General features: G+C 70.8%; 18 protein-coding genes. 6 read left to right on the top strand and 12 right to left on the bottom strand.

Going from position 1 to position 20,972, the window contains the following annotated elements:
- Window positions 1-31: 31 nt before the first annotated feature.
- Entirely contained in the window at window positions 32-334 is a 303-nt protein-coding gene (locus tag IPJ17_17980) for a nucleotidyltransferase domain-containing protein (GenBank protein QQR73353.1), read from the top strand.
- Window positions 335-365: 31 nt separating this feature from the next.
- Window positions 366-695, top strand: a complete 330-nt coding sequence (locus IPJ17_17985; GenBank protein ID QQR73354.1) for a DUF86 domain-containing protein — start codon at window positions 366-368, stop codon at window positions 693-695.
- A 37-nt stretch (window positions 696-732) separates the two neighbouring features.
- On the opposite strand, the gene phnE is transcribed toward IPJ17_17985, so the two are convergent.
- From phnE to IPJ17_18005, 4 genes are all read right to left on the bottom strand, one after another.
- Entirely contained in the window at window positions 733-1,833 is a 1,101-nt protein-coding gene (phnE, locus tag IPJ17_17990) for a phosphonate ABC transporter, permease protein PhnE (GenBank protein QQR73355.1), read from the bottom strand.
- A complete protein-coding gene (phnC, locus tag IPJ17_17995; protein QQR76214.1) occupies window positions 1,830-2,600 on the bottom strand; it encodes a phosphonate ABC transporter ATP-binding protein in 771 nt (256 codons plus the stop codon). Before phnC ends, phnE begins: the two co-directional genes overlap by 4 nt.
- A gap of 32 nt (window positions 2,601-2,632) precedes the next feature.
- Window positions 2,633-4,018: a PhnD/SsuA/transferrin family substrate-binding protein gene (locus tag IPJ17_18000; protein ID QQR73356.1), complete on the bottom strand. Its 1,386-nt coding sequence runs from the start codon at window positions 4,016-4,018 to the stop codon at window positions 2,633-2,635.
- A 148-nt stretch (window positions 4,019-4,166) separates the two neighbouring features.
- Window positions 4,167-4,916 (bottom strand): DUF4412 domain-containing protein, encoded by a 750-nt coding sequence (locus IPJ17_18005; GenBank protein QQR73357.1) that lies wholly within the window; start codon window positions 4,914-4,916, stop codon window positions 4,167-4,169.
- Window positions 4,917-5,248: 332 nt separating this feature from the next.
- On the opposite strand from IPJ17_18005, the gene IPJ17_18010 reads away from it, so the two are divergent.
- Window positions 5,249-6,658: a DEAD/DEAH box helicase gene (locus tag IPJ17_18010; GenBank protein ID QQR73358.1), complete on the top strand. Its 1,410-nt coding sequence runs from the start codon at window positions 5,249-5,251 to the stop codon at window positions 6,656-6,658.
- A gap of 220 nt (window positions 6,659-6,878) precedes the next feature.
- Window positions 6,879-9,977 carry a hypothetical protein gene (locus IPJ17_18015; protein QQR73359.1) on the top strand — a complete coding sequence of 1,033 codons (3,099 nt, stop codon included), beginning with the start codon at window positions 6,879-6,881 and terminating at the stop codon, window positions 9,975-9,977.
- Window positions 9,978-9,995: 18 nt separating this feature from the next.
- Here the strand turns inward: IPJ17_18015 and IPJ17_18020 are convergent, their stop codons facing one another.
- The 8 genes from IPJ17_18020 to IPJ17_18055 form a co-directional block, all read right to left on the bottom strand.
- Window positions 9,996-11,762, bottom strand: coding sequence for a DUF2339 domain-containing protein (locus IPJ17_18020; protein ID QQR73360.1), 1,767 nt, complete (start codon window positions 11,760-11,762; stop codon window positions 9,996-9,998).
- A gap of 143 nt (window positions 11,763-11,905) precedes the next feature.
- Entirely contained in the window at window positions 11,906-13,090 is a 1,185-nt protein-coding gene (gene nrfD, locus IPJ17_18025) for a polysulfide reductase NrfD (protein ID QQR73361.1), read from the bottom strand.
- 10 nt (window positions 13,091-13,100) lie between these two features.
- Window positions 13,101-13,883 carry a 4Fe-4S dicluster domain-containing protein gene (locus IPJ17_18030; protein ID QQR73362.1) on the bottom strand — a complete coding sequence of 261 codons (783 nt, stop codon included), beginning with the start codon at window positions 13,881-13,883 and terminating at the stop codon, window positions 13,101-13,103.
- A gap of 10 nt (window positions 13,884-13,893) precedes the next feature.
- A complete protein-coding gene (locus tag IPJ17_18035; protein QQR73363.1) occupies window positions 13,894-14,355 on the bottom strand; it encodes a cytochrome c3 family protein in 462 nt (153 codons plus the stop codon).
- A 205-nt stretch (window positions 14,356-14,560) separates the two neighbouring features.
- A complete protein-coding gene (locus tag IPJ17_18040; GenBank protein ID QQR76215.1) occupies window positions 14,561-16,063 on the bottom strand; it encodes a 4Fe-4S dicluster domain-containing protein in 1,503 nt (500 codons plus the stop codon).
- Window positions 16,064-16,110: 47 nt separating this feature from the next.
- Window positions 16,111-17,106: a DUF362 domain-containing protein gene (locus IPJ17_18045; protein QQR73364.1), complete on the bottom strand. Its 996-nt coding sequence runs from the start codon at window positions 17,104-17,106 to the stop codon at window positions 16,111-16,113.
- Window positions 17,103-17,651, bottom strand: coding sequence for a hypothetical protein (locus IPJ17_18050; GenBank protein ID QQR73365.1), 549 nt, complete (start codon window positions 17,649-17,651; stop codon window positions 17,103-17,105). Before IPJ17_18050 ends, IPJ17_18045 begins: the two co-directional genes overlap by 4 nt.
- A gap of 126 nt (window positions 17,652-17,777) precedes the next feature.
- The gene (locus tag IPJ17_18055) at window positions 17,778-18,353 is read right to left on the bottom strand and encodes a hypothetical protein (protein QQR73366.1); all 576 of its coding nucleotides are present in this window, start codon (window positions 18,351-18,353) and stop codon (window positions 17,778-17,780) included.
- Between the two features lie 209 nt (window positions 18,354-18,562).
- Here IPJ17_18055 and IPJ17_18060 point away from each other — a divergent pair, with 209 nt between their 5' ends.
- Both IPJ17_18060 and IPJ17_18065 read left to right on the top strand, forming a co-directional pair.
- Entirely contained in the window at window positions 18,563-19,714 is a 1,152-nt protein-coding gene (locus IPJ17_18060; protein ID QQR73367.1) for a PAS domain-containing sensor histidine kinase, read from the top strand.
- The gene (locus tag IPJ17_18065) at window positions 19,715-20,938 is read left to right on the top strand and encodes a sigma-54-dependent Fis family transcriptional regulator (protein QQR73368.1); all 1,224 of its coding nucleotides are present in this window, start codon (window positions 19,715-19,717) and stop codon (window positions 20,936-20,938) included.
- Window positions 20,939-20,972 lie beyond the last annotated feature (34 nt).

The following is a 20,972-nucleotide window of genomic DNA, read 5'->3' on the forward strand; positions in this document are numbered from 1 at the left end:
GCAACAAACAGCTCCGGGACTTCGCCTCGCCATGAGCTTGAACCCTCGCGTTCCCCCTCTCGTCGACCGGGAGCAATTTTCCGCGCTCTGCCGCCGCAGGCAGATCCGGGATTTGGCTCTGTTCGGTTCGGTGCTGCGCGACGACTTCGGTCCGGACAGCGATATCGACGTCTTGGTCGAGTACGAGCCGGATGCCACTCTGGGATTCAGCGTCTTCGAGCTCGAGCGAGAGCTTTCCGCTTTGCTCGGTGGGCACCGGATCGACCTCGTACGACGGAAGGTCTTGAATCGCCGACTTCGCAGCCGGATTCTTGCCGAGGCTGAGGTTCAATAGGCGGCATGACGATACGGTCTACATCGGACATATGCTCGATCTTTGCGATCGGATTGCTGTCCGCGGCTCGGAACTGGACCGTGAAACATCCGAAGCGGACGAGGATCTGCGACTCACCCCGACTCATCTCATCCAGACGCTGAGCGAGGCTGCCCGAAAGGCCTCCTCTTCCTCGCAGGAGCGCTACCCGGAGATTCAATGGGCGGAGATCACCGGGATGCGCAGCCAGATCGTCCGCGACTACCTCGATGTCGACTACGACCTCGTTTGGGACGTGGCGACCACGAAAGTTCCCGCCTTGCGAGCTCTTCTCGAACCCATCCTGCCGTCCGCAGATCAGCTTTCCGAAGGCCCCGGCTGACCACCGAGCCACTTGATGGCTCGAGCGCCGCGCTTCCTCAGACGATCCGCTCGCGGATCTTCGCCGAGAGCAGGTCCATCACCCAGACGGTGGCCGCGATGAGGAGGACGAGGGTGCCGACTTCGCCCCACTGGCCGAGGTCGACGCGCGGCTTGAGGATGTAGCCGATGCCGCCGCCGCCGACGAAGCCGATGATCGTCGACATGCGGACGTTGATGTCCCAACGGTAGATGGTGAAGGAGAGGAACGGCGGCACGACCTGCGGCACCACGCCGTAGCGCAGCACCTGGAGATACGAGGCGCCGGTCGCGGTGATGGCATCGACCGGGCCGCGGTCGATCGACTCGATCGACTCCGAGTAGAGCTTGGCGAGCGACGCCACCGAGTGCACCCAGAGCGCCAGTACGCCGGCGAACGGTCCGATCCCCACCCAGGAGATGAAGATCAGTGCCCAGACGAGCGGCTCGACGGCGCGGGTGAAGTTCATCAGGGCGCGCACCACCGTGTAGCTCAGGCGCAGGCCGAACGAGCCGCGCGTCAGGTTGCGCGCCGCGAGGAACGACAGGACGAAGGCCACGGGAATCGCGAACGCCGTCGCCATGAAGGCCAGGAAGATCGTCTGGACCAGCAGCACCAGCCCTTCGGCGAGCACCGCCGACGACGGGCTGGCGAGGCCGCGGATCATGTCCGAGGCCTTGTTGAACTTGGTCAGGAAGGTCACCAGCTCGACCTCGGTGAGGATCCAGCCGGTGAAGAAGGTCAGCTCGACGAGCAGCGCGCCGAACCAGCCGCGCAGGGTCCGCGTCCACGGCAGCTCGGCCTCGTCGGGCGGCACGCCGCGGGTCATCACCCGGCCGACCGACGCGCCGAGCTCGCGATAGAAGAGGTTCCACAACAGGCCGCCGAGAAGCGCGGCGACGCCGAGCGGACCGTAGTGCAGCCGGGCGAGGATCTCTTCCGAGGTCAGCAGCAGGCCCGTCGGCCCGCGCTCGCCGGAGAAGGCGAGGGCCAGGAACTCGACCATGAGGAGGAAGAGGGCGAGCAGCATCCCGTCGATCGCCAGCGCCTTGAGGCGCCGGAGCCCCTTGGCCCACGGGCTCTCGGGCAGGACGTGCACGTTGGCCGCGGCGCTGGTCATGCGCCCACCGCCGGCAGCGTTCCCGCCGGTTCGGCCTCGTGGCCGTAGATCTGACGGAAGGTGTCGTGGTTGAACTCGGACGGCACCCCGGCGAAGACCAACCGCCCCTCCTTCAACGCCACCAGCCGCGTGGCGTAGCGCTGCACCAGGTCGAGATCGTGCAGCGAGCAGAGGACGGTCATCCCCTCCTCGCGGTTCAGCGCCTCGATGTGGCGCATCACCGAATGCCGCAGCGCCGGGTCGAGCGAGGCCACCGGCTCGTCGGCGAGGATCAGCCGTGCCTGTTGCATCAGGCAGCGGGCGATCGCCACGCGCTGCTGCTGGCCGCCGGAGAGGGCATCGGCACGGCTGCCGTCGCGACCCGAGAGTCCGACGCGTTCGAGATAGGCCCGCGCGCGCCCGCGCTCCTCCTCGGAAAAGTGCAGCAGGAGGCTCGGCAGCAGCGAGGCGCGGCCGAGCGAACCGGAGAGCACGTTGTCGAGCACGGTGTGGCGCCGCACCAGGTTGAACTGCTGGAAGATCATGCCGATCTGCGAGCGGATTTCGCGCAACGCCCGCCCGCTCGCCGCGGTGATCTCGCGACCCGAGACCCAGATGCGCCCTTCGGTCGGGTCGATCAGGCGGTTGATGCAGCGCAGCAGCGTCGACTTGCCCGACCCGGAGAGCCCGAGCACGGCGAGGAACTCGCCCTCGCGCACCGTCAGGCTCACGTCGGAGAGGGCGCGCACGCCGTCGGGCCAGACCTTCGTCAGGCCTTCGATGCGCAGCGCTTCGCCGTCGCCGGGACGGCGTTCGTCGATCACGAACCACCTCCGCCCGCCGCCCGCTTCTTCTCGAGCTTCTGCTCCTCGGCCTGCATGAGCTGCTCGGCCGACATGCCCGCGGTGGCCAGGGCACGGCGGAAGCCGTCGAAGGTCGCGTCGCTGGCCGGATTGACCGCCACGCCAGCGACCAGGTCGTGCAGGGCGAGCTTGCCTTCCGCCGTGGCGACGAAGCGCTGGATCGACCGCTCGAGCCGCTCCCAGGTGCGCTGGGGGAAGCCGCGCCGGACGACGCAGACGTCGTTCGGAATCGGGTCGGTCAGCACCAGCACGCGCACCTCCTCGAGGAAGCGGCGGCGCGCCTCGATGTCGGCCATCCGGCGGGTCACCAGGTGGCGTGCATCGCCCACCAGCGTCCCGTCGCGGGCGTGCTGCTCGGAGGGCGGCGAATAGAACGCCGAGCCGGCGTCCGCCTTGCCGTCCCAGACCGCCTGCACCGCGTTCGGGTGCCCGCCGGCGAAGTAGATGCGGCCGAGCGTCACGCCCGAACGGTTGAGCAGCAGGCGCGGGAAGATGTGACCGGAGGTCGAGGTCTCGTCGGAGAAGGCGAAGCGCCGGCCGTTCAAGTCCTCGATGCGCCGCACCGGCGAGTCGCTGCGGGTGAAGATGCAGCCGTAGTAGTGCGTCGCCGGCTCGGCGACCGGCGTGTCGGTCGTGTCGACCACGCGCGTTTCGGCGAGCGTCCCGGGCCGCTGGTACTCCAGCTCCTTGCGACCGTCGCCCACCAGGTCGTGGGGGCCGGAGAAGACGTGGGACGAGACCGCTCCGTCCACCTCGAGCGGCGTCTCGACGAGGCGCCGCACCGCCTCGAGGTCGCTCGCCACCGGGACCTCGACCCAACCCGGGGCGCTCGCGGCCAGGCGGGCGACGACCCGCTCCCGCAACTCGGCCGAGAGGTTGCCCGGCACGGCGATCCGGCGCGCCGCGAGGCCGGCGAGCGAATCGGGCTGCCCGGGGCCGGAACGGGTCACGACGATGGCGAAGCGGTCGACCGAGCGCACCACCTGGAGTCGCACCTCGGCGCCGTAGCGGCCGTGGGCCAGCTCGTAGGCGAAGGCCGGCATCCAGGCAACGTCGGCCTGGCCGGCACCGAGCGCCTGCACCACCGCGGCATAGCTGGTCGGCACCTCGGAGCGCAGGATCAGGCCGCTGTCCTCGCGCACGAAGCGGGCGAGCTCGTCGCCGCGCTGCACCAGCGTCCCCTGCTCGACCGAGGGGACGAAGAGCATGCGGATCACGCTTTCGCCGGTGGCCTCGAGGCGGGTACGCCGCTCCAACCCCCAGAGAAAGCCGGCGAAGGCGAGGAGGACGAGGGTCCATCCGAGTCGGACGGGCCAGGCGGAGCGGGCGAAGCGGCCGGGCATGCGGGTGACCGGTGGGCGAAGCGACCGGGCAGGAGAACTCTAGCTCAGCGTGTCGACGAGTGGACGACGCGGCGGCCGATCGACACGCGGTTGTCACGCCGCTCCGGCCGGATCGTGGGGTCGGACCGGAGCGGCATGACTGTGGCGATCAGTGCTTGCCCTTGCGAGCGGCCTGCGCCATCGGGTCGTACTTGACCTCGCGGTAGCCGGCCGGCGGATCGTAGTGGCCCGGCGGCGGCGTGCGGTCCTCCACCGCCTTGAGCTCCTGCCAGCTCTTGAACTCCTTGCCCATCATCGCCGTGGTCGTCTCGGTCTGCACTGGATAACCCCTGACCTTGTCGGCCAGCTCCTTCATCCAGCCGGAATTCGGCATCAGGTCGGCCTGGGCGGCAGCGAACTCGCGATAGCGCCCGTAGTCGATCCCGACGCTGTCGGAGTAGCAGCCGAGGATCGACATCTTCATCATCCCCATGCTGATCTCGATGTTCTTGTACTGGCAGGCGATGCCGGCGAACTTGCCGGTCTTGTCGCTCGGCGTGACGACGACGCTCGCCGCCATCATCTTCGCCATCTGCTCCATCATCGGCGCCATCTCGGGGCCGACCAGCGCCTTGAAGTCGATCGGCAGGTCGATCGAGGAGTAGGTCTTCTCGCCGTTGTTGACGAAGTAGAGCTTCTTGCGGTCGAAGCGCGTGATGATCGTCGTGTCGCCGCCGTCGAAGCGCACCGCGCCGTCGCCGAACCACGACTCCTGGGTGGTGTCCTGAGCCGGGGTGGTCTGCCCCATGATCGACATCGCGTCGGTGTGCTGGAGCATGACGACGACCTTGTCGGCGAGAGCCGGAGCGGCGACGAGCGCCGCGACGGCGAGGGCCACGAATCGGGCCTTGCGAATCATTCTTCTTCCTCCGTGGGTCGGGATTCCGGGTTGCACTCGACGGAAGGATATCGCCTTCGCCCGCGGGAGGAGGCGAGCTGTTCCACGCTCCCGCGCCGCCGCCGCTTGCCTTTCCTCACGCGATGTGAGAGGGTCCGCCGGTCGTCGGCCCTTCCGCTACACCTTGAGACGCCGTTTCGACACCCATCGGGCCACTCGGCCCAACGGCGGCCTCCCCGGCTAGTCCCCCGTTCACCCCGTCTCAGAATTCGCCGGAAAGACGAGCGCCCGCTCGTTCGCCCCGTTCGCAACGGTGCGAAGGTGCGCGCTCAGAAAGCACAAGTGCACCCTAGATGAGCTTTACCGATTTCAATCTCCACCCCGCCCTGCTGCGTGCCGTCGCCGACCTCGGGTTCACCACCCCGACCCCCATCCAGCGCGATGCGATCCCGCCCGGCCTCGCCGGACGCGACGTGCTCGGTGCGGCGATGACCGGCAGCGGCAAGACGGCGGCGTTCGTGCTGCCGATTCTCCAGCGCCTGCTCACGACCCCGAAGCGCGGGGTCACGCGAGCCCTGGTGCTGGCGCCGACCCGGGAGCTGGCGGCGCAGATCGTCGAGGTCTTCCAGAGCCTCGGCAAGCACACGCAGCTCACCGCCGCGGCGGTCTACGGCGGCGTCGGCATGGAGCCGCAGGAGCGCGCCCTGCGGCGCGGCGTCGACGTCATCGTCGCCTGTCCGGGACGGCTGCTCGACCATTTCCAGTACCCCTACGCCAAGCTCGCCGGGCTCGAAGTGCTGGTGCTCGACGAGGCCGACCGGATGCTCGACATGGGCTTCCTGCCCGACATCCGCCGCGTCCTCGCGCATCTGCCGAAGCCGCAGCAGACGCTCTTCTTCTCCGCCACGCTGCCGGCGCCGATCCGCGAGCTGTCGCGCGAGATGCTGAGCAACCCGGCGACGCTCAACGTCGAGCGCAAGGCGGCGCCGGCCACCGGCGTGGAGCAGGCGGTCTTCCCGGTGCGCCAGGACCTCAAGCCGTCGCTGCTGCTCGAGATGCTGCGGCGAGGCGACGCGATCCAGAGCGCGCTGGTCTTCACCCGCACCAAGCACCGCGCCAACCGGCTCGCCGAGTTCCTCGACAAGCACGGCGTGCCCTGCGAGCGGGTGCACGGCAACCGCAGCCAGGCGCAGCGCACCCAGGCGCTCGCCGGTTTCAAGAGCGGCCAGTACCGCGTGCTCGTCGCCACCGACGTGGCGGCGCGCGGCATCGACATCGAGGCGCTCTCCCACGTCGTCAACTTCGACGTGCCGAACGTCCCCGAGGACTACATCCATCGCGTCGGCCGCACGGCTCGCGCCGGCGCCACCGGCGAGGCCTACACCTTCGCCAGCCCCGAGGAGTCGAGCGACCTCGCGGCGATCGAGCGGGCGGTCGGCAAGCACCTGCCGCGCAAGACGGTGACCGGCTTCGACTACCAGAGTCGCGGCAGCGAGCGCTTCGAGATTCCGATCGCCGAGCGCATCGCCGAGATCCGCGCCCGCAAGGCCGAGGATCGTGCCCGCGCTGCCGCCAAGGCCGCTCGCAAGGCCCAGGCGGCCGTCGCCCGACCGGCGAGCGCCCCGCGCCCGGCCGCCGCACCGGCGAGCCCGTCGCACGGCGTGGCGCGCACCCCGGGTTCCCACCGGCCGGCCGCCGCGCCGTTCGGTCGCCCCGCCTCCCGCGCCTTCGCGACGACGCGCCCGCCGCGGCGCGGTCGCTGAACGGCCACCAGGTTCGCCGAGGTTCCCCCGGACCGTCACCCGGGGGACCTTCCCTTTCCCCCTTCGACTGCTCCGTCGAGCCGCCCCTTTGGGCGGCTCGACGTCGTGGCGTTTGTGATCTGATCCGTCACGGCAGATGCGGTACCGGGCGTCGATCGAGCCCCGAGACCGGGCACGGTCGATCGCACCCCGAGATCGCCCCGTCATCGAGGGAGGGAGCATGAGCGCCGGGAATCGAGCCCGATCGACGCCGGAAGAGCGGTGCACCAACGGCGGGTCGCAGCGCAGGGCGAGCGCACTCGCCTGCTGGGCGCTCCTGCTTCTCGTCCCGACCGCCATTCCTGCCGCCCCCACACCCGAGCCGACACCGCCACGACTCGCTCCCCGCCCGATCTCCGAGGCCGAGCGCGCTGGCATCGAGCTCGCGCTTCGCTATCTCGAAGGCGGAGCCGCCCTCTGGTGGGACCGACTCGCCGACGACGCACCGCTGCGCCGACTGGGACGAGAGGAGGCGATCCGCGAGATCACAGTCCGGCTCGGCCCCGTCGACGGAGCGAAGTGGGAGTTGCGCACGTGGGTCGACGGAGCGGTCGCTGACCTCGCGGTGTTCACCATCACCTTCCCGTCGGGGGCTGACGAGACGGCGCGGCTGTTGCTGCGTCGCCAGTCGTCCGAATGGCAACTTGTCGGGCTCGAAACCACGGTCGACCCGATCGCCGCGCCGACGACGGTGGCCTCTTCCTCCCGGCCTCTCTCCCGTCCCGGACCGCTCACCTTGCTGCTCGTCGGTGCGGTCCTTTCCTGGAGCGCGATCCGCCGCCCACGGAGCTTCGCCGCCGCCGCGCTCGCGCTCCTCGCTGCCGGATCGGAGCTCTCCTGCGGCGGTGACCGCACCCGCCTCGCGCCCTCCGGCGAGGCCGCCCTGCTGCGCCTCGCACCGCTTTCGCCGCTGCGCCTGGCGATGACGGGTGGCGCGGATTTCGCCACGGCCTTGCGCGACCTTGCTGGTGCCACGCTCTCGCCGGAGCTCTCCGAGGTTCAACGGCTGTGGGAGGCGGACGAGAGGCTGCGACAGGGCGATCTGCCGAAGGCCGCGGCCCTCCTTCGGCAGTCGCCGCACCCCTCCCGCTTTCCCTTCGCCGAGCTCCTCCGCGCCCGACTCGCACTCGCCCAGCTGAGCCCTGCCGACACCGCAAAGGCCTACGACGAGGCGGCGAGCCTCCGCCTCGATCACGACGGGCTCCACATCGAGGCCGCCGAGGCGCGTGCCGTCACCGACGACGACGCCGGCGCCGCCTTCGAGCTGCATATGCTCGCCGTGACGGGATCGCGCGCCGCCGAAGCATGGTACGGCGCAGCGCGCGCAGCGGTGCTCGAGGACCGCGAAAGCGAGGCGGAGGAGCTCTTGCGCGTCGCCTGGACACTACGGCCGTTGCCGCGGCGCGAGCTCTTCGCCGACCCGCTGCTGGCCACCGCGGCTGCGAAGCCGGCGCTCTTTCCGTTGCTGCAACTCGCCTCGCCGTTCGAGCCGCGGGCGAGCCACGACACCCCGCGCCGGCCGCTCTCGTTCCCGGCCGGTTGCGCGGTCACGACTTGCGGTGCCGCGCTGCGAGCGCACATCCGCGGCGCCCGGCTCGAGCTGCCCGGCGGCGCCTCGCTGGCGCCGGATGGAGCCGTCGTCGTCGACGCGCCGACTTGGGCCGACGAGGACGAGCTGCGCGCGCTTTCGCGCCTCGCCGAGCTCAAGGGAGCCGCGTCGCTGCTACCCAGTAACCCGAGCAAGAGGGTCGTCCGCGAGGCGGAGCTGGCCGGCTCGGCGCTGGCGCGACAGAACCGCTGGCGGGACCTCGAAGAGCTTACCGCTCCGTTCGCCGCCGCCAATCCACCGGCGGTGCTGCTCGCCCGCCTGCGCGCTCTGGCATTGTCGCGCCTCGAGCGCGCCGCGGAAGCCCGGGAGCTGCTGGTGCGAGTGGCGACCGCCGAGCTCGCCCGGCGAGCGCCAGCCTCCGGCACCCTCTACGATCTTGCCGAGCTGCTCGCCAAGGCTGGCGACTTCGACCGCGCCATGCAGCTCGTCCGCAAGGCCGACGCCCGCCGGCACCGGTCACGCAGCGAGCTGCGGCTGCGCCAACTCGCCCTCGACCAGCTCCTCGCCAAGTCGTTCCGCAGCTTCCGCTCGCAGCATTTCGACATTCGCTATCCGATCACCACCGGCGAGAAGTACGCACGCCAGATCGCCACGGTGCTCGAACGGGAGCGCCAGCGAGAGGCGCAGTGGGTACCTCTCGGCGAGGGACCGCATCTCGAGGTCAACCTCTTCGACCTGCAGCCGTTCTTCAACGCCTACGGACAGATGGGAGTGGTCGGACTGTACGACGGACGCGTTCGCGTTCCGTTCGCCGACTTGCAGAGCCTGCATCCCGAGCTCGTGCGCATCCTCTCGCACGAGCTCTGTCACGCCCTGATCGCCCAGGCGACGCACGACCGTGCGCCCGCCTGGTTCCACGAGGGACTGGCGCAGCACGTCGAGATGGGGACCAGCCGGACCAATCCGCTGCCCGACCTGCAGGCGAGCGGCCGTGCGATCGCCTTCCCGGTGGTCAACGCCATCCTCGCCGGATTCGCCGAGGAGCAGTTCATCGAGCTCGCCTACGCCGAATCGGCCTGGGCGGTTTCCTTTCTCGAAGCGCGCTGGGGCAATGCCGGGCTGCGGCACCTGATGGCGGCGTTCGCCGCCGGCAAGACGGACGAACAGGCGCTGCGCGAGGTCACGGGACTCGACCTCGCGGCCTTCGACCGCGCCTTCTGGGATTGGGGAGCCCATCGCGCTCCGGCCGTGCGCGAGCTGCCGGTCTTTCGTTTCGATCTGGAGCTCGACGGACCGGTCCGCCGCAGCTCGACGCAACTGGCGGCTCCTGTCGGGCCTGCCGAGCACGGCGCTCGAGGATCCGCCGCTGCGCCCCGCACCCCGCCGAGCATGAGCGAGTGGCATTCTCGCTACAGCGCGCGCATCAGCAACACGCGCCAGGCGATTGTCCCGATTCTCGTCGCCTATCAGAAAGGCCAGATTCCGGCCGCCGCAGCCACCTGCGCGCGACTCGAAGGCGAGGTCGCCACCCTGCGCAACGACGCTTCGCTGTTCGACTGCCCCGAACGCAAGGCGTCGCGCGCGCTGCGCGACGCGTACTACCAGTTGCAGCAGATGCTCGGACACTGCAAGGTCGGGCGCCACGATCTCGCCCGTGGGGCGTCGACGCGCGCGGCCATCGGCCTGCGCTCGGCAAGCCAGGCGCTCGCGCCGTACGGCGTCGAGCCCTGAAGCGCCACGGCTCCCGGGTCAGCGGACCGGCGACGCTTCGCTCGGCGGCCGCGCCGCCGACCGGGCACGTCGCAACAGCGACGGCACGACGATGAGCGCGACGCCGTAGCAGGCGAGGCTCATCACCAGATGCACGGCGCTGCCGACGCGGAGGTCCTCGGCGAGCAGCTTGAGGCCGCCCAACGCGAGCACCAGCCACGCGAGCCGGGCGAGCTCCGGCTTGCCACCGCCGGAGCGCCAGCCGGCAAGCGCCAGGGCCGCAAGCGCCAGGATCGCGCTCCGCACGACGGCGAGGCGCCCGGCCGAGGCGGCGTCTCCGGGCGCCGCAGCGAGGAGCGCGCCGGCGCCGCGCGCCATCGCTCCGAGCAGACCGAGGCTCGCCACGACGAGCGCGGTGATGCGCGAGAAGGTCGCTAGCGGCGAGGGCTCCTCGCGCCTTCCGGCGCGGACGAGCAGCGCGGCGGTGGCGAGGGCCAGCAGCAGCACGGCAAGAGCGGTCGGCGACAGCGACGGCCAAGGCGAGGCCGCCTTGAAGGCGAGAGCGGCGACCGAGGCGAGGGCGAGTCCCGAGCCCAGGGCACCCGCCGCGGCGAGGAGCGCCGCGTGCATCTGCAGCACCGGTCGCGCCGCACCGAGCGCCAGCACCGCCAGCATCACCGCCGCCGCGACCCACAGGGCGGGATAGATCGCACCGGGCAGCAGCACGCGCGTGCTCTCGGCGGCGAGGAAGGTGGCGAGCGTCGAGAAATAGGCGAACGCCTGCTCCTGGCCGACCTCGCGCTCCGTGCGGCGGGCGAGCACGGCGTGCAGGACCGCGCCGAGCGCGAGCGCGCCGACGGCGATGCCGGTGCGCAGGGCTCCCTGGCCGATGTAGAGCGCACCCTCGAAGCCGACGAGCAGGGCGACCAGGGTCTGCGTGATGGCGAACGGCGTCACCTCGCGCTCCTGCACCAGCAGACGCAGCACGAAAGCACCGAGGTAGATGGCCACCAGGCCGAGCTGGGCGAGCAGCACCGGGCCGGCAGAGATCCAATCCGGTCGACGTTCGAGCAGCATCAGCGCTCCGAGCAGTGCCACCACCGCGTCGAGTGTGATCGCCACCACCCAGCGCTGACCGCGCCAGCCACGGCCGTAGGCGAGCACCAGCGAGCCGACGGCGAGCGTCAGCAGGAAGCAGACGAACGCCGCCACGGCCCGGGTGCGGAAGAGGAGCAGCACGCCGTCGCCGAGCGCGGCGAGGACGGTGATCCAGGCCACCGTGCGGAAGGCACGGCGCCAGGCGACGAATAGACCGAGCGCGGTCGCTCCGGCGAGCAGCGCGGCCGCCGGCCACGGCGCCAGCAGCGAGAACCGTGCCGCCGCCTCGAAGAGCAGCGGATAGACGATGAGCGCCGAGGCCAAGGCATGGAAGGCGCCGCTCAGGTGATCCCCGCCGGCCGCCGCGCGATCGGCGAGGAAGAGCCAGGCGAGCGCATAGAGCACGCCGAGCCCGACGCCGAGGGCATTGGAGAGCGTGCCGCCCTCGGTGAGCGCTCGCACCAGGAACGCGCCGCCGAGCACGAGGCAGGTGCGCCCGACGAGCGCCGGCAGTCCAGCCAGGCGATCCTCCGCCGGCAGCAGGGAGTCGGCAGCGGCGACCCCGGCCGGCGCTGCGGCGGGGGCGGTCTCGTGTCGCGTCGCCGCCGGAGCGGGAGAGCCTTCGAGGGCGTCGAGCCGGGCCGACAGACGGGCCACCGTCTGTTCGAGCTCGCGCACACGTTCATCGAGGGGCAACGGGTCGCTCATCGAAACGCCTCCCCCGGCTGGACCGCGCCAGCCGCGTTACCGTGCCGTCCCGTGCGGAGCGTGGCCCGACTCGAGCCACGCTCCCACGCGGCGGCCGCGAGGCCGCCCCCGGCGGAGGCCGGGCGCGGCCGGTCACGCTCGAATCAGTGCTGCCCTTCCGACTCCCCGCCGTGCTCCTCCATCGGCGGGAAGAGCCGCACCAGCACCCAGAGGATCGCGAACGGCAGCAGCATCAGCAGCAAGGCCGGCAGCAGTCCCTCGCGGGTGGCGAAGCCCATCTTGTAGGTCGTGTAGCCGAGGAAGCTCTTGGAGAAGAGCTGCCCGCCGATCACCACGTTCCAGCGCATGGCGAAGATGCCGATCAGGGTGAGGACGGCCGCCACCGTGTAGAGGCTGCGGCGCGCCTTCTCGGTGAGCTGCACGACCTGCGTCAGGCCGAGCATGATGAGCGGCGTCAGCGTGCCGACGACGATCTGCACCACCACCTGCGACATGTACAGGCGCGTGTGCACCATGAAGTCGAGCGACACGAACGACTCGTCGGCCTCGTAGATGCGGTGGATCAGGTCGAGCATCTCGAGCGAGAAGTCGATGAGGAAGGCGTAGAAGAGGTACTTGGCCATCGCATCGATGCAGGGCATGTCGATCTTGCGCCCCTGGAAGGCGCTGATCGCCACGTAGAGCACGAGCACCGCGGCGATGCCCGAGACGATGGCCGAGAAGAGGAAGACGATCGGCATGAGCGGCGTCGACCACCACGGGTTGGCCTTGATCGAGCCGAAGATGAAGCCGACGTAGCCGTGGAGGAAGAACGCCGAGGGGATGCCGATGATGGTGACGATGTAGCCCACCTTGTCGTCGATCCGGAGGGCCGCCGGCGAGACGTCGTAGGAGCCGAGCGTCATCGCGCGGTAGACCAGTGACAGCGGCCCCTTCTCCTGCGCCTTCTGCACGATGAAGGGGCGGTTCTCGAGCCAGATCTCGATCACCAGCACGACCAGCAGGTACCAGAGGTAGACGAAGCCGAACATCGCCATCGCCGACGTGGTGTGCGGCGTCAGGTACATCTCGAGCGAGCGCTCGGGATGACCGAGGTGCAGCTGCAGCGGCAGCGGCGCCACCAGCATGAACGAGAGCGCAGCGAGCAGCGCCAGGCGGTAGACCGGCTGGACCGCCTGCACCTTGAAGACGCGCTGCAGCGACGCGAGGATGAAGGCGCCCGCCACGATCCCGGTGATGAACGGGTAGAGCACGATCAGGATGCTCCACTGGAGCTCCATCTCGTTGGGGTACATGAACCCTTCGACGGCGTGCAGGATCGCTTCCATGGCCGCCTCCTCAGCGCACCGCCGCGTCGAGGCCGTTGTAGTAGACCTTGGCGCCGGTGGCAATGTTCGGCTTGAGCACCTGCACCTTGTGGGTGCGCAGGAGCTCGTGGATGGGATCGCCCGGGTTCTTCAGGTCGCCGAGCTGGCGGGCCGCCGTCGGACAGACCTCGCAACAGGCGGTGGTCAGGCCCTGGGTGATGCGGTGGTAGCAGAGGCTGCACTTGTCGACCGTCTGCGTGCGCGGATCGATGTAGCGGCAGCCGTACGGGCAGGCCTGCACGCAGTAACGGCAGCCGAGGCAGTAGGTCTTGTCGACGAGGACCACCCCGTCCGGGCTCTCGAAGGTCGCGCCGACGGGACAGACCTGCACGCAGGGAGAATGCGCGCAGTGGTTGCAGAGCTTCGGCACGAAGAAGCTCTTGGCCGGATCGTCCTTCTTGTGGATCTCGGGGAAGCCGTCGTAGCCGCCGTTCGGCGAATCGACGTGCGGATGGTCTTCCGCCTCGGGATGGATCGGGTCCTTCTCCGGGATGTAGTAGCGCTCCACCCAGGTGCGGAAGTAGAACGGCTCGTTGAGCACGTCGTTCTCGGTCTTGCAGGCGCGCACGCACTTGCCGCAGCCGATGCAGGACTCGATGTCGACGAACATCGCCCACCAGTGGTTGGCGGTCTTGTAGTTCGACGCCGTCTCGGGAGTGCCTGCGGCGAAAGCCTCCCAGGCCTCGGCGGCGGCGCCGGTGAGCAGCAGGAGCTTGCCCGAGTCGGCGAGGAAGCGGCGGCGATTCATGCTCATGGCTGGCTCCTCACGACAGCGCCGGAGAGTGCGGGTTGTGGCAGTCGCCGCAGCCGTTCCCTTCGGCGTGCGACTTCGGCTCGACCTGCGGGAACTTCTTCGGTCGCGCCTGCAGCTCGAGGTGACAGGCGAGGCAGACGGTGTCGACGTTCGGCTTCTCCGGCTTGACCGTGTCCGGATCGGCCACGTGCTTGCCCAGCGCCCCGTGGCAGCTCTCGCAGCCGAGCTTGGCGTGCTTGCCCGCCGCCTTGACCTTGGCGATCTCGTCGTGGCAGTCGACGCAGGCCGTCCGCCCGGCGAAGGCGGGCTCGCGCTTGCGGTTGTCCTCGATCGCCCCGGCCCGGTAGTGCCCGTAGACGCCGAACCCGGCCGGTACGAAGAACGCACGCACGACGAGGAAGACCACGATGCCGGCGACGAAGAGCAGGGCGAATCGAACCAGGTGCCCGCCTTCTCGGAAGAGATTCCCCACGCCGCACCTCCTGAAGGGAAAGTGCGGCGACACTAGGACTTCTCGGATCGGGAAACAAGCTGCCCGTTCGGGCGGGACACGCCGCTCACCCTGAAAGGCAGAGGGACGCCGCACTCCGACGAATCCCGCCGCGTCGCGGCGCAAGGAAGGGGCAGAGCGGGATGGCGATTGCGCCGACGGATCGGCGGCGGGCGAGGAGCGCGGCTCAGGCCCCGAGCAGCATCCGATTCAGCGGATCGCGCGACTCGCCGACGGACGAGACGCGGATCGCCGCCGCCTCACCGACCGGGCAGCGGTTCTCGCAGAGGCCGCAACCGACGCAGCGTTGCGGATCGACGAGGGGTCGCTGGAGCGCCACCGTCGAGCCGTCGCGCCGCGTCGCGTCGATCCGCTCGAACCAGATCGCCTTGGGATCCGTCGGGCACATCTCCTCGCAGACGATGCAGGGGGTCGCCATCGCCCAGGGAAGGCATCGCCCGCGGTCGACGAACGCCGTGCCGATCCGCACCGGCTCCCCGCCGTCGTATCCGGTCTTTCGCGCCGCGGTCAGGCGTTCGATCGCTCCGGTCGGGCAGACTTCGCCGCAGCGCGTGCAGGCGAGCTCACAGCCCCCCCGCCGCGGCACCACCACCGGGCTCCAGAACCCCTCGAACCCGGCCTGCGTGATCGCCGGCTGGATCGCTCCCGTCGGACAGGCCTGCTGACAGAGCGAGCACTTCACGCAGCGGTCGAGGAACTGCATCTCCGGCAGCGACCCCGGAGGACGGATCCGCTCGGCACGCGCTTCGCCGCGCCCGCCGCCGGAGGCACGCAGGAGCGGTCCGGCGACGAGACCGCCGAGCAGACTGCCGGCAAGGAGTCGACGGGAGAGGTCCGGGATCTCCGGAGCCACCGGCGCACGCCCGAGGAAGCGGAAGCGGATCGAGCCCTCGGGACAGTGGTCGACGCAATTGAGGCAGACGTGGCACTCGCTCGCCCGATGCGCGCCGAGCGGCTCGTCGGCGCCCTGGCAGGCGAACCGGCAGAGCGTGCACTGGGTGCAGCTCGACGCACCGCGCTGGATGCGAAAGAGCGACCAGCGCGCGAAGAGCCCGAGGAGCGCGCCGAGCGGACAGAGCGCACGGCAGAAGAGTCGCGGCACGAAGCGACTCGCCACGAGAATGGCGACCAGCAGGGCGGCGGCCAACCATCCGCCCGGCACGGCGCGACCGCCGGGGAGGACCGGCCAGAGCCCGGAGGCGAGGCCGCGGGCGGAAAGCGACAACGGGTCGAGGAGTCCCGTCTGCAGCGAGCCGAGGAGCGCCCAGGCGAGCACGCCGGCCAGCAGGTAGGTCTTCAGCGCGAACCAGCGCCGGTAGCGGTTCACCTCGAGGCTCTCACGGCGCGAGCGCGGCGAGAAGAGAAAGCTCGCCAACTGCTGCATCGTCCCCAACGGGCAGATCCAGCCGCAGAAGACGCGGCCGACCCCCAGGGTGAGGACGAGCAGCGCGCTCCCCCACGCCAACGCCGCGGGCAGCGACCAGGACGCCAGCGCCACGCCGAGCGTCGACAGCGGGTCGAGATGGTGGAAGAGCGTGTGCGGAAAGTCGCGCGTGTCGCCGTCGGCCAGGCTCGCCAGCAAGAAGAAGAAGAGCGCGAGGAACGAGCCCTGGTAGACGACCCGCACGACGAGGGTCGCGCTCGGCCACCGGCGCGGCCTCCAGCGGATCCAGCGAGCGGGCACGGCCCGCTTCGGTCCGCCCCCGGGAGGCGGGATCACGCCGCCCCCAGCTCCTTGACCAGCGCGAGATCGCCCCGCCCGAGCCCACGCCGTTCGGCCTCGACGATGAAGCCGAGCGCGCGGGGATCGACGCCGAGCTGCCGCGCTCCCCAGGCGTCGCAGAGCACCGGGTCGACCCCGACGAGCACCGCGCCCACCGCCTTGACGTCGTCGAGACTGCCGCCCTGGGGTCCGCTGGCGAGCAGCACACGCGTCGCGTCGATGACCGTCAGCGTCGGCCGGAAGGTCGCTCCGAGCTCGGCGATCGAACGGTCGATCTCCTGATGCAGGCGATTGCGACCGCGTCCCAGCACGCCGAACCAGTTCTTCATCCCCAGCGTGACGCGGGAAAGTCCATGGTGTTTGGCCACCGGCACGTTGATCACACGATCGGCGACGAGCAGCGGCGCGATCACCTCGAGCCCCGCCGCGGCTCCGCCGAGGTCGGCGGCCATCAGCTCGAGCCGCTTCCCGTCCAGGACTTCGGCCCCGGCGGCTTCGGCGGCGCCGCGCACCCCGGAGCGCGCGAAGCAGCGCACCGGGTCGTTGCACGAGATGTCGGCCACCACGACCTTGGCGGCGCCAGCGGCGAGACAGAGACGCACCAGCTCGGCGACCACCTGCGGATCGGTGTTGGCGGCCTGCTCGGGAAGGCGGTCCCAACCGACGTTCGGCTTGACCAGCACCCGCTCGCCACGGCTGACGAAGCGCTCCATGCCGCCGAGCGCGGCGATCGCCCGGCGGACATTCGCCGCGGCGTCACCGCCCCGCGCCGCGACCGCACGCGCGCCGCCGCTCGCGAGCGGTCGGCGCCAGTCGCGAATCACCGGCGCCACGGCATCGCCCGACGTTCGATCGACGAGCCCCCAGGTGGCGCCGCCGACCGCCGCCGCGGCGAGCGTCGCCTGCGAGATGCGGACGAGCGCCTCGCGCCGCGTCGGGCGCTCGTCGTACGGCTCGTCCGCGGTCCGGGAACGGGGGGTCTTCGTCATGGCGTCTTCTCCTGAAGCCAGGCGGCACAGAGCGCGGCAAGCGCCTCGCCGCCCTCCGGCCGCGTGTCGAGGCGGGTGAGCTTGAGCAGGTCGCGGCCGGCGACGACCAGCAGCACCGAACCGTCGGAGATCGCACCGGGGAAGGCGGCGAGCGGTCGCGCCTGGCGCGGGCGCTCGAAGGCGAGCTGCGCCTGGGCTCCCGCGGCATCGCCGAAGCGGTGCGCCTCGGCAGCGACTTCCACCGCTCCACCCGGGGCGTCGAAGGCGTAGGTCGCCGCAGCGGCCTTCTCGAAGCCGTGGGCGAGATACGCCTCGGCGGCACCGTCGATCAGCTCGTAGAGGCTGTCCTTGTCGTAGAGCGTCGGCTCGGTCGAGGAGAGCGCCCCGGCACGGGAAGCCGCCGGAAGCCGTGGCCCATGGGCCTCGCGCAGCGCCTGGAGGACCAGAGAACGGTCTTCCCGGAGCACGCGCCCGCGCCCCCACACCACCGCGAGCGCGGAGCCGAGCGCGATCAGCAGGACAAGGTGGATCCAGCGCGGCCTCATGGCGACCTCGCCGGCAGTGTAGTCCCCGGCTCGTCGGAGAGCCCCGGCCATCGGGGTAGGAGGCTCTGCTCCTGATCCCCGCGACCGCGCGGCGCGGCGACGAGCCGACCGCTCTTCTGCGCCGCGTCAGGTCCCCACGCCGAAGACGGAGACCCGCAGGTAGAGCGGCAGTCCCCGGCTCAGACGGTGAATCGTGTCGACGACCGACGCCTGCTCGCAGCAGGCGAGCTGGTCGAGGTCGTCGAGAAAGAGGCGGATCGGACCGTCGACGGTGAGGCGGGCGAGCGCCGCGCGCCACCCGGCCGCAGCATCGCGCTCCGGCTCGCCGCAGCCGAAAGTCGGCTCGACCCCGAGGCGGACGGGCGGGTCGGTCGCCAGGCGCCCTTCGTTCGGAGCGCGGTCGAGTTGTCGACACAGCGACGCGAGGATTTCGGATGCCCGCGTCGATTCCCCTGGACCGCGGAGAGCTCGGCAGCTCAGGTGAACGACTCGGACTTCTGGGCCGAGGTCCGTTCGCGCCTCGACCTGACGCCCTCGGCTCTCGCCATCGACGTTCGCTCGCTCCAGAGCCTCTCGACGGGTCGACGGCGCGTTCTCGGCCGGCGCGGCCGTCCGGCGCCGTCGCGCGACGAGGCGCTCCTCCGGGCCGACGGAACGCGGCAACGACGGCGGTCGACGCGGGTCCCGCTGCTTGGCGCGCATCCTTGTACCTCCTCTTTCCTGGCTCCGGGCCCCCTCGCCCGGACCGCTCCAGATACCCGAAGACGCCACCGACACGGGCCGGCCCGTCTTCGGCCCCTCTTTCTCTAGAGCTGCCGCTGGAGGCGAAAGCCGGACATCTTTCTGCGGACGCGGGATCGGCGACCTGGGCGGTCGCTTCGCACCCCGGCATTCCGGGCTAGCATCCTTCCGTGGCCGAGCCGATGGAGGCGATCGAGGCGGGCGGAGACCGGGCGGTCGAACGGGCCTTGAAGGAACGGGTCAAGGAGCTGACCTGCCTCTACGGCATCGCCCAGGTCGCCGAGCGGCGCACCCTCGAGCTCGGTCAGAAGCTGCAGGCGATCACCAACCTGCTGCCGGCAGCGTGGCAGTTCTCCGAGCTGTGCTCGGCGCGTCTGACCCTCGACGGCGAGACCTTCGCCTCACCTGCGTTCCTCGAGGGCGCTCACCGGCAGGCCGCCGACGTGACGTCCGCCGGACGGCCGCGGGGCTGGGTCGAGGTCTTCTACCGCGGAGATCCGCCGGTCGCGGACGAAGGACCCTTTCTCGCCGAGGAACGCAGCCTCATCCGCGAGGTGGCGCGCCAGGTCGGACTCGTCGTGGAAGCCCACGAAGCCGAGCGCGCCGGCGCCCAGATGGCCGAGAAGCTGCGCCGCGCCGATCGCCTGGCGCTCGTCGGGCAGTTGGCCGCCGGCGTCGCCCACGAGCTCAACGAGCCACTGGTGGCGATCCTCGGCTATGCCGAGCTCATCCAGCAGAGCTTCGGCCTGCCCGACCGCACGGCGCGCGACCTCGCCGGGATCGTCAAGGCCTCCCTCCACGCCCGCGAAGTCGTCCGCAAGCTGTTGCTCTTCGCGCGGCAGGCGCCGGTCGAGAAGAGCTCCGTGGACCTCAACCAGGTGGTGCGAGATGCCCTGCTGATGCTGGAGACGCGGCTGCGCCAGGGCGACGTGAAGACGGTCTTCAAGGCGGCGCCGGAGCTTCCCCGGCTGCTCGCCGACGCCAGCCAACTCCAGCAGGTCGTCCTCAACCTCTGCGTCAACGCGCTCCAGGCGATGCCGGACGGCGGCGCCCTCGAGATCCGCACGGGCAGGCGAGACGGGGGACTGACGCTGGCGGTCTCCGACACCGGCCGCGGCATGAACGAAGTGGTACTGCACCAGCTCTTCACGCCGTTCTTCACCACCAAGGGGGTGGGACAGGGCACGGGCTTGGGCCTCTCGGTCGTCCACGGCATCGTCACCGGACACGGCGGGAGCCTGCACGTCGAGAGCACCCCGGGGCAGGGCACCCGCTTCGAGGTCTTCCTGCCGTCCGAAACCACCGCCGGGACGGGCAGCTGAATGGCAGCCGAACGGATCCTGGTCGTCGACGATTCGGAGGTGACGCTCGAGGTGCTCGAACGCCATCTTTCTGCGGCCGGCTTCGGCGTGGTCTGCGCCACCAGCGGGCCGATGGCTCTCGAGCTCCTCGCTTCCGAGTCGTTCGACCTTCTCGTCACCGATCTCAAGATGCCGGGCATGGGCGGCATGCAGCTCGTCGCCGTCGCGCGCGAGCAGCATCCGGACCTGCCGACGATGATGATCACCGGCTATGCCACCGTGCCGGGGGCCGTCGACGCGATGCAGAGCGGCGTCGCCGAATACCTGGCCAAGCCGTTCACCCAGGGCGAGCTGCTCGTCGCCGTCGAACGCATCTTCGACAAGGTCCGCGCCGTCCGCGAGGCCGGCCATCCGCCGCTGCGCGATGCCCGTCGGCGTTTCGGTCTGGTGGGCAGCTCGCCGCCGATGACCGCGCTCTGCGCCGCGCTCGAGCGCGCCGCCGCGTCCGCACCGGCTCCGGTGCTCCTGGTCGGCGAGACCGGCTCCGGCCGAACGGCGGCGGCGCGCGGGCTTGCCGCCGGGGGGACGTTCGTCGTCGAACCTTGCGCGTCGCTCGCCGAGAGCGCCCGAGGGGCGACGCTGAAGCGCGCCGCGGGCGGAACGCTCTATCTGCCCGGGCTCGACTTCGCTCCCGAGGCCGCGTTGGCGCGCCTGGCCGAGCTGATCGCCACCAGCCCGCCGGCGCGGATCCTCGTCGGCTGCTCGCCCGCCCTCCTCGCCCGCGTCGAGGCGGGGCGCTTCCCGCGCCCGCTCTTCGCGGCGCTGGCGCCACAGACACTCTTCGTCCCGCCGCTGCGCGAGCACGTCGAGGACATCCCGCGCCTCCTGCATTCGCTCTTCCGCCGGACCTTCGCACCGCGGCCCCTGCCGGTCTGGCCGCTCCTCTCGCCGCCGCTGCTCGAGCAGCTCGCGGACTACCCCTGGCCGGGCAACGTGGCCGAGCTCGAAGAGGTCGCCGCGCATCTGATGGCGCGCCTGACCGATCGAACGCTCACTCCCGTCGACCTGCCGGCGCGCTTCCACTTGCCGCAGGCCTCCGCCGCTCGCACCCTCGGCGAGGTGGAGTCGGAGCACATCCGGCGCGTACTCGATCAGGTGGCCGGCAACAAGAGCCGCGCCGCCGAGATCCTCGGCATCGACCGCAAGACGCTGCGGGAGAAGCTGCGCGGAGGCGGCGGCGAATAGAACGAGCCCGGAGCGACCGCCCCGGGCTCGCGTC

This window comes from Holophagales bacterium (assembly GCA_016699405.1).
GTDB lineage: Bacteria > Acidobacteriota > Thermoanaerobaculia > Multivoradales > JAGPDF01 > JAAYLR01.

Excerpts from the sequence above, each read along its gene's own strand:
- IPJ17_18055 (QQR73366.1), bottom strand. The coding sequence starts at position 18,353 with ATGCGCGCCAAGCAGCGGGACCCGCGTCGACCGCCGTCGTTGCCGCGT.
- IPJ17_18015 (QQR73359.1), top strand. The coding sequence starts at position 6,879 with ATGAGCGCCGGGAATCGAGCCCGATCGACGCCGGAAGAGCGGTGCACC.
- phnE (QQR73355.1), bottom strand. The coding sequence starts at position 1,833 with ATGACCAGCGCCGCGGCCAACGTGCACGTCCTGCCCGAGAGCCCGTGG.
- IPJ17_18050 (QQR73365.1), bottom strand. The coding sequence starts at position 17,651 with ATGAGGCCGCGCTGGATCCACCTTGTCCTGCTGATCGCGCTCGGCTCC.
- IPJ17_18065 (QQR73368.1), top strand. The coding sequence starts at position 19,715 with ATGGCAGCCGAACGGATCCTGGTCGTCGACGATTCGGAGGTGACGCTC.
- IPJ17_18030 (QQR73362.1), bottom strand. The coding sequence starts at position 13,883 with ATGAGCATGAATCGCCGCCGCTTCCTCGCCGACTCGGGCAAGCTCCTG.
- IPJ17_17985 (QQR73354.1), top strand. The coding sequence starts at position 366 with ATGCTCGATCTTTGCGATCGGATTGCTGTCCGCGGCTCGGAACTGGAC.
- IPJ17_18010 (QQR73358.1), top strand. The coding sequence starts at position 5,249 with ATGAGCTTTACCGATTTCAATCTCCACCCCGCCCTGCTGCGTGCCGTC.
- IPJ17_18045 (QQR73364.1), bottom strand. The coding sequence starts at position 17,106 with ATGACGAAGACCCCCCGTTCCCGGACCGCGGACGAGCCGTACGACGAG.
- IPJ17_18020 (QQR73360.1), bottom strand. The coding sequence starts at position 11,762 with ATGAGCGACCCGTTGCCCCTCGATGAACGTGTGCGCGAGCTCGAACAG.
- IPJ17_17980 (QQR73353.1), top strand. The coding sequence starts at position 32 with ATGAGCTTGAACCCTCGCGTTCCCCCTCTCGTCGACCGGGAGCAATTT.
- nrfD (QQR73361.1), bottom strand. The coding sequence starts at position 13,090 with ATGGAAGCGATCCTGCACGCCGTCGAAGGGTTCATGTACCCCAACGAG.
- IPJ17_18005 (QQR73357.1), bottom strand. The coding sequence starts at position 4,916 with ATGATTCGCAAGGCCCGATTCGTGGCCCTCGCCGTCGCGGCGCTCGTC.
- IPJ17_18000 (QQR73356.1), bottom strand. The coding sequence starts at position 4,018 with ATGCCCGGCCGCTTCGCCCGCTCCGCCTGGCCCGTCCGACTCGGATGG.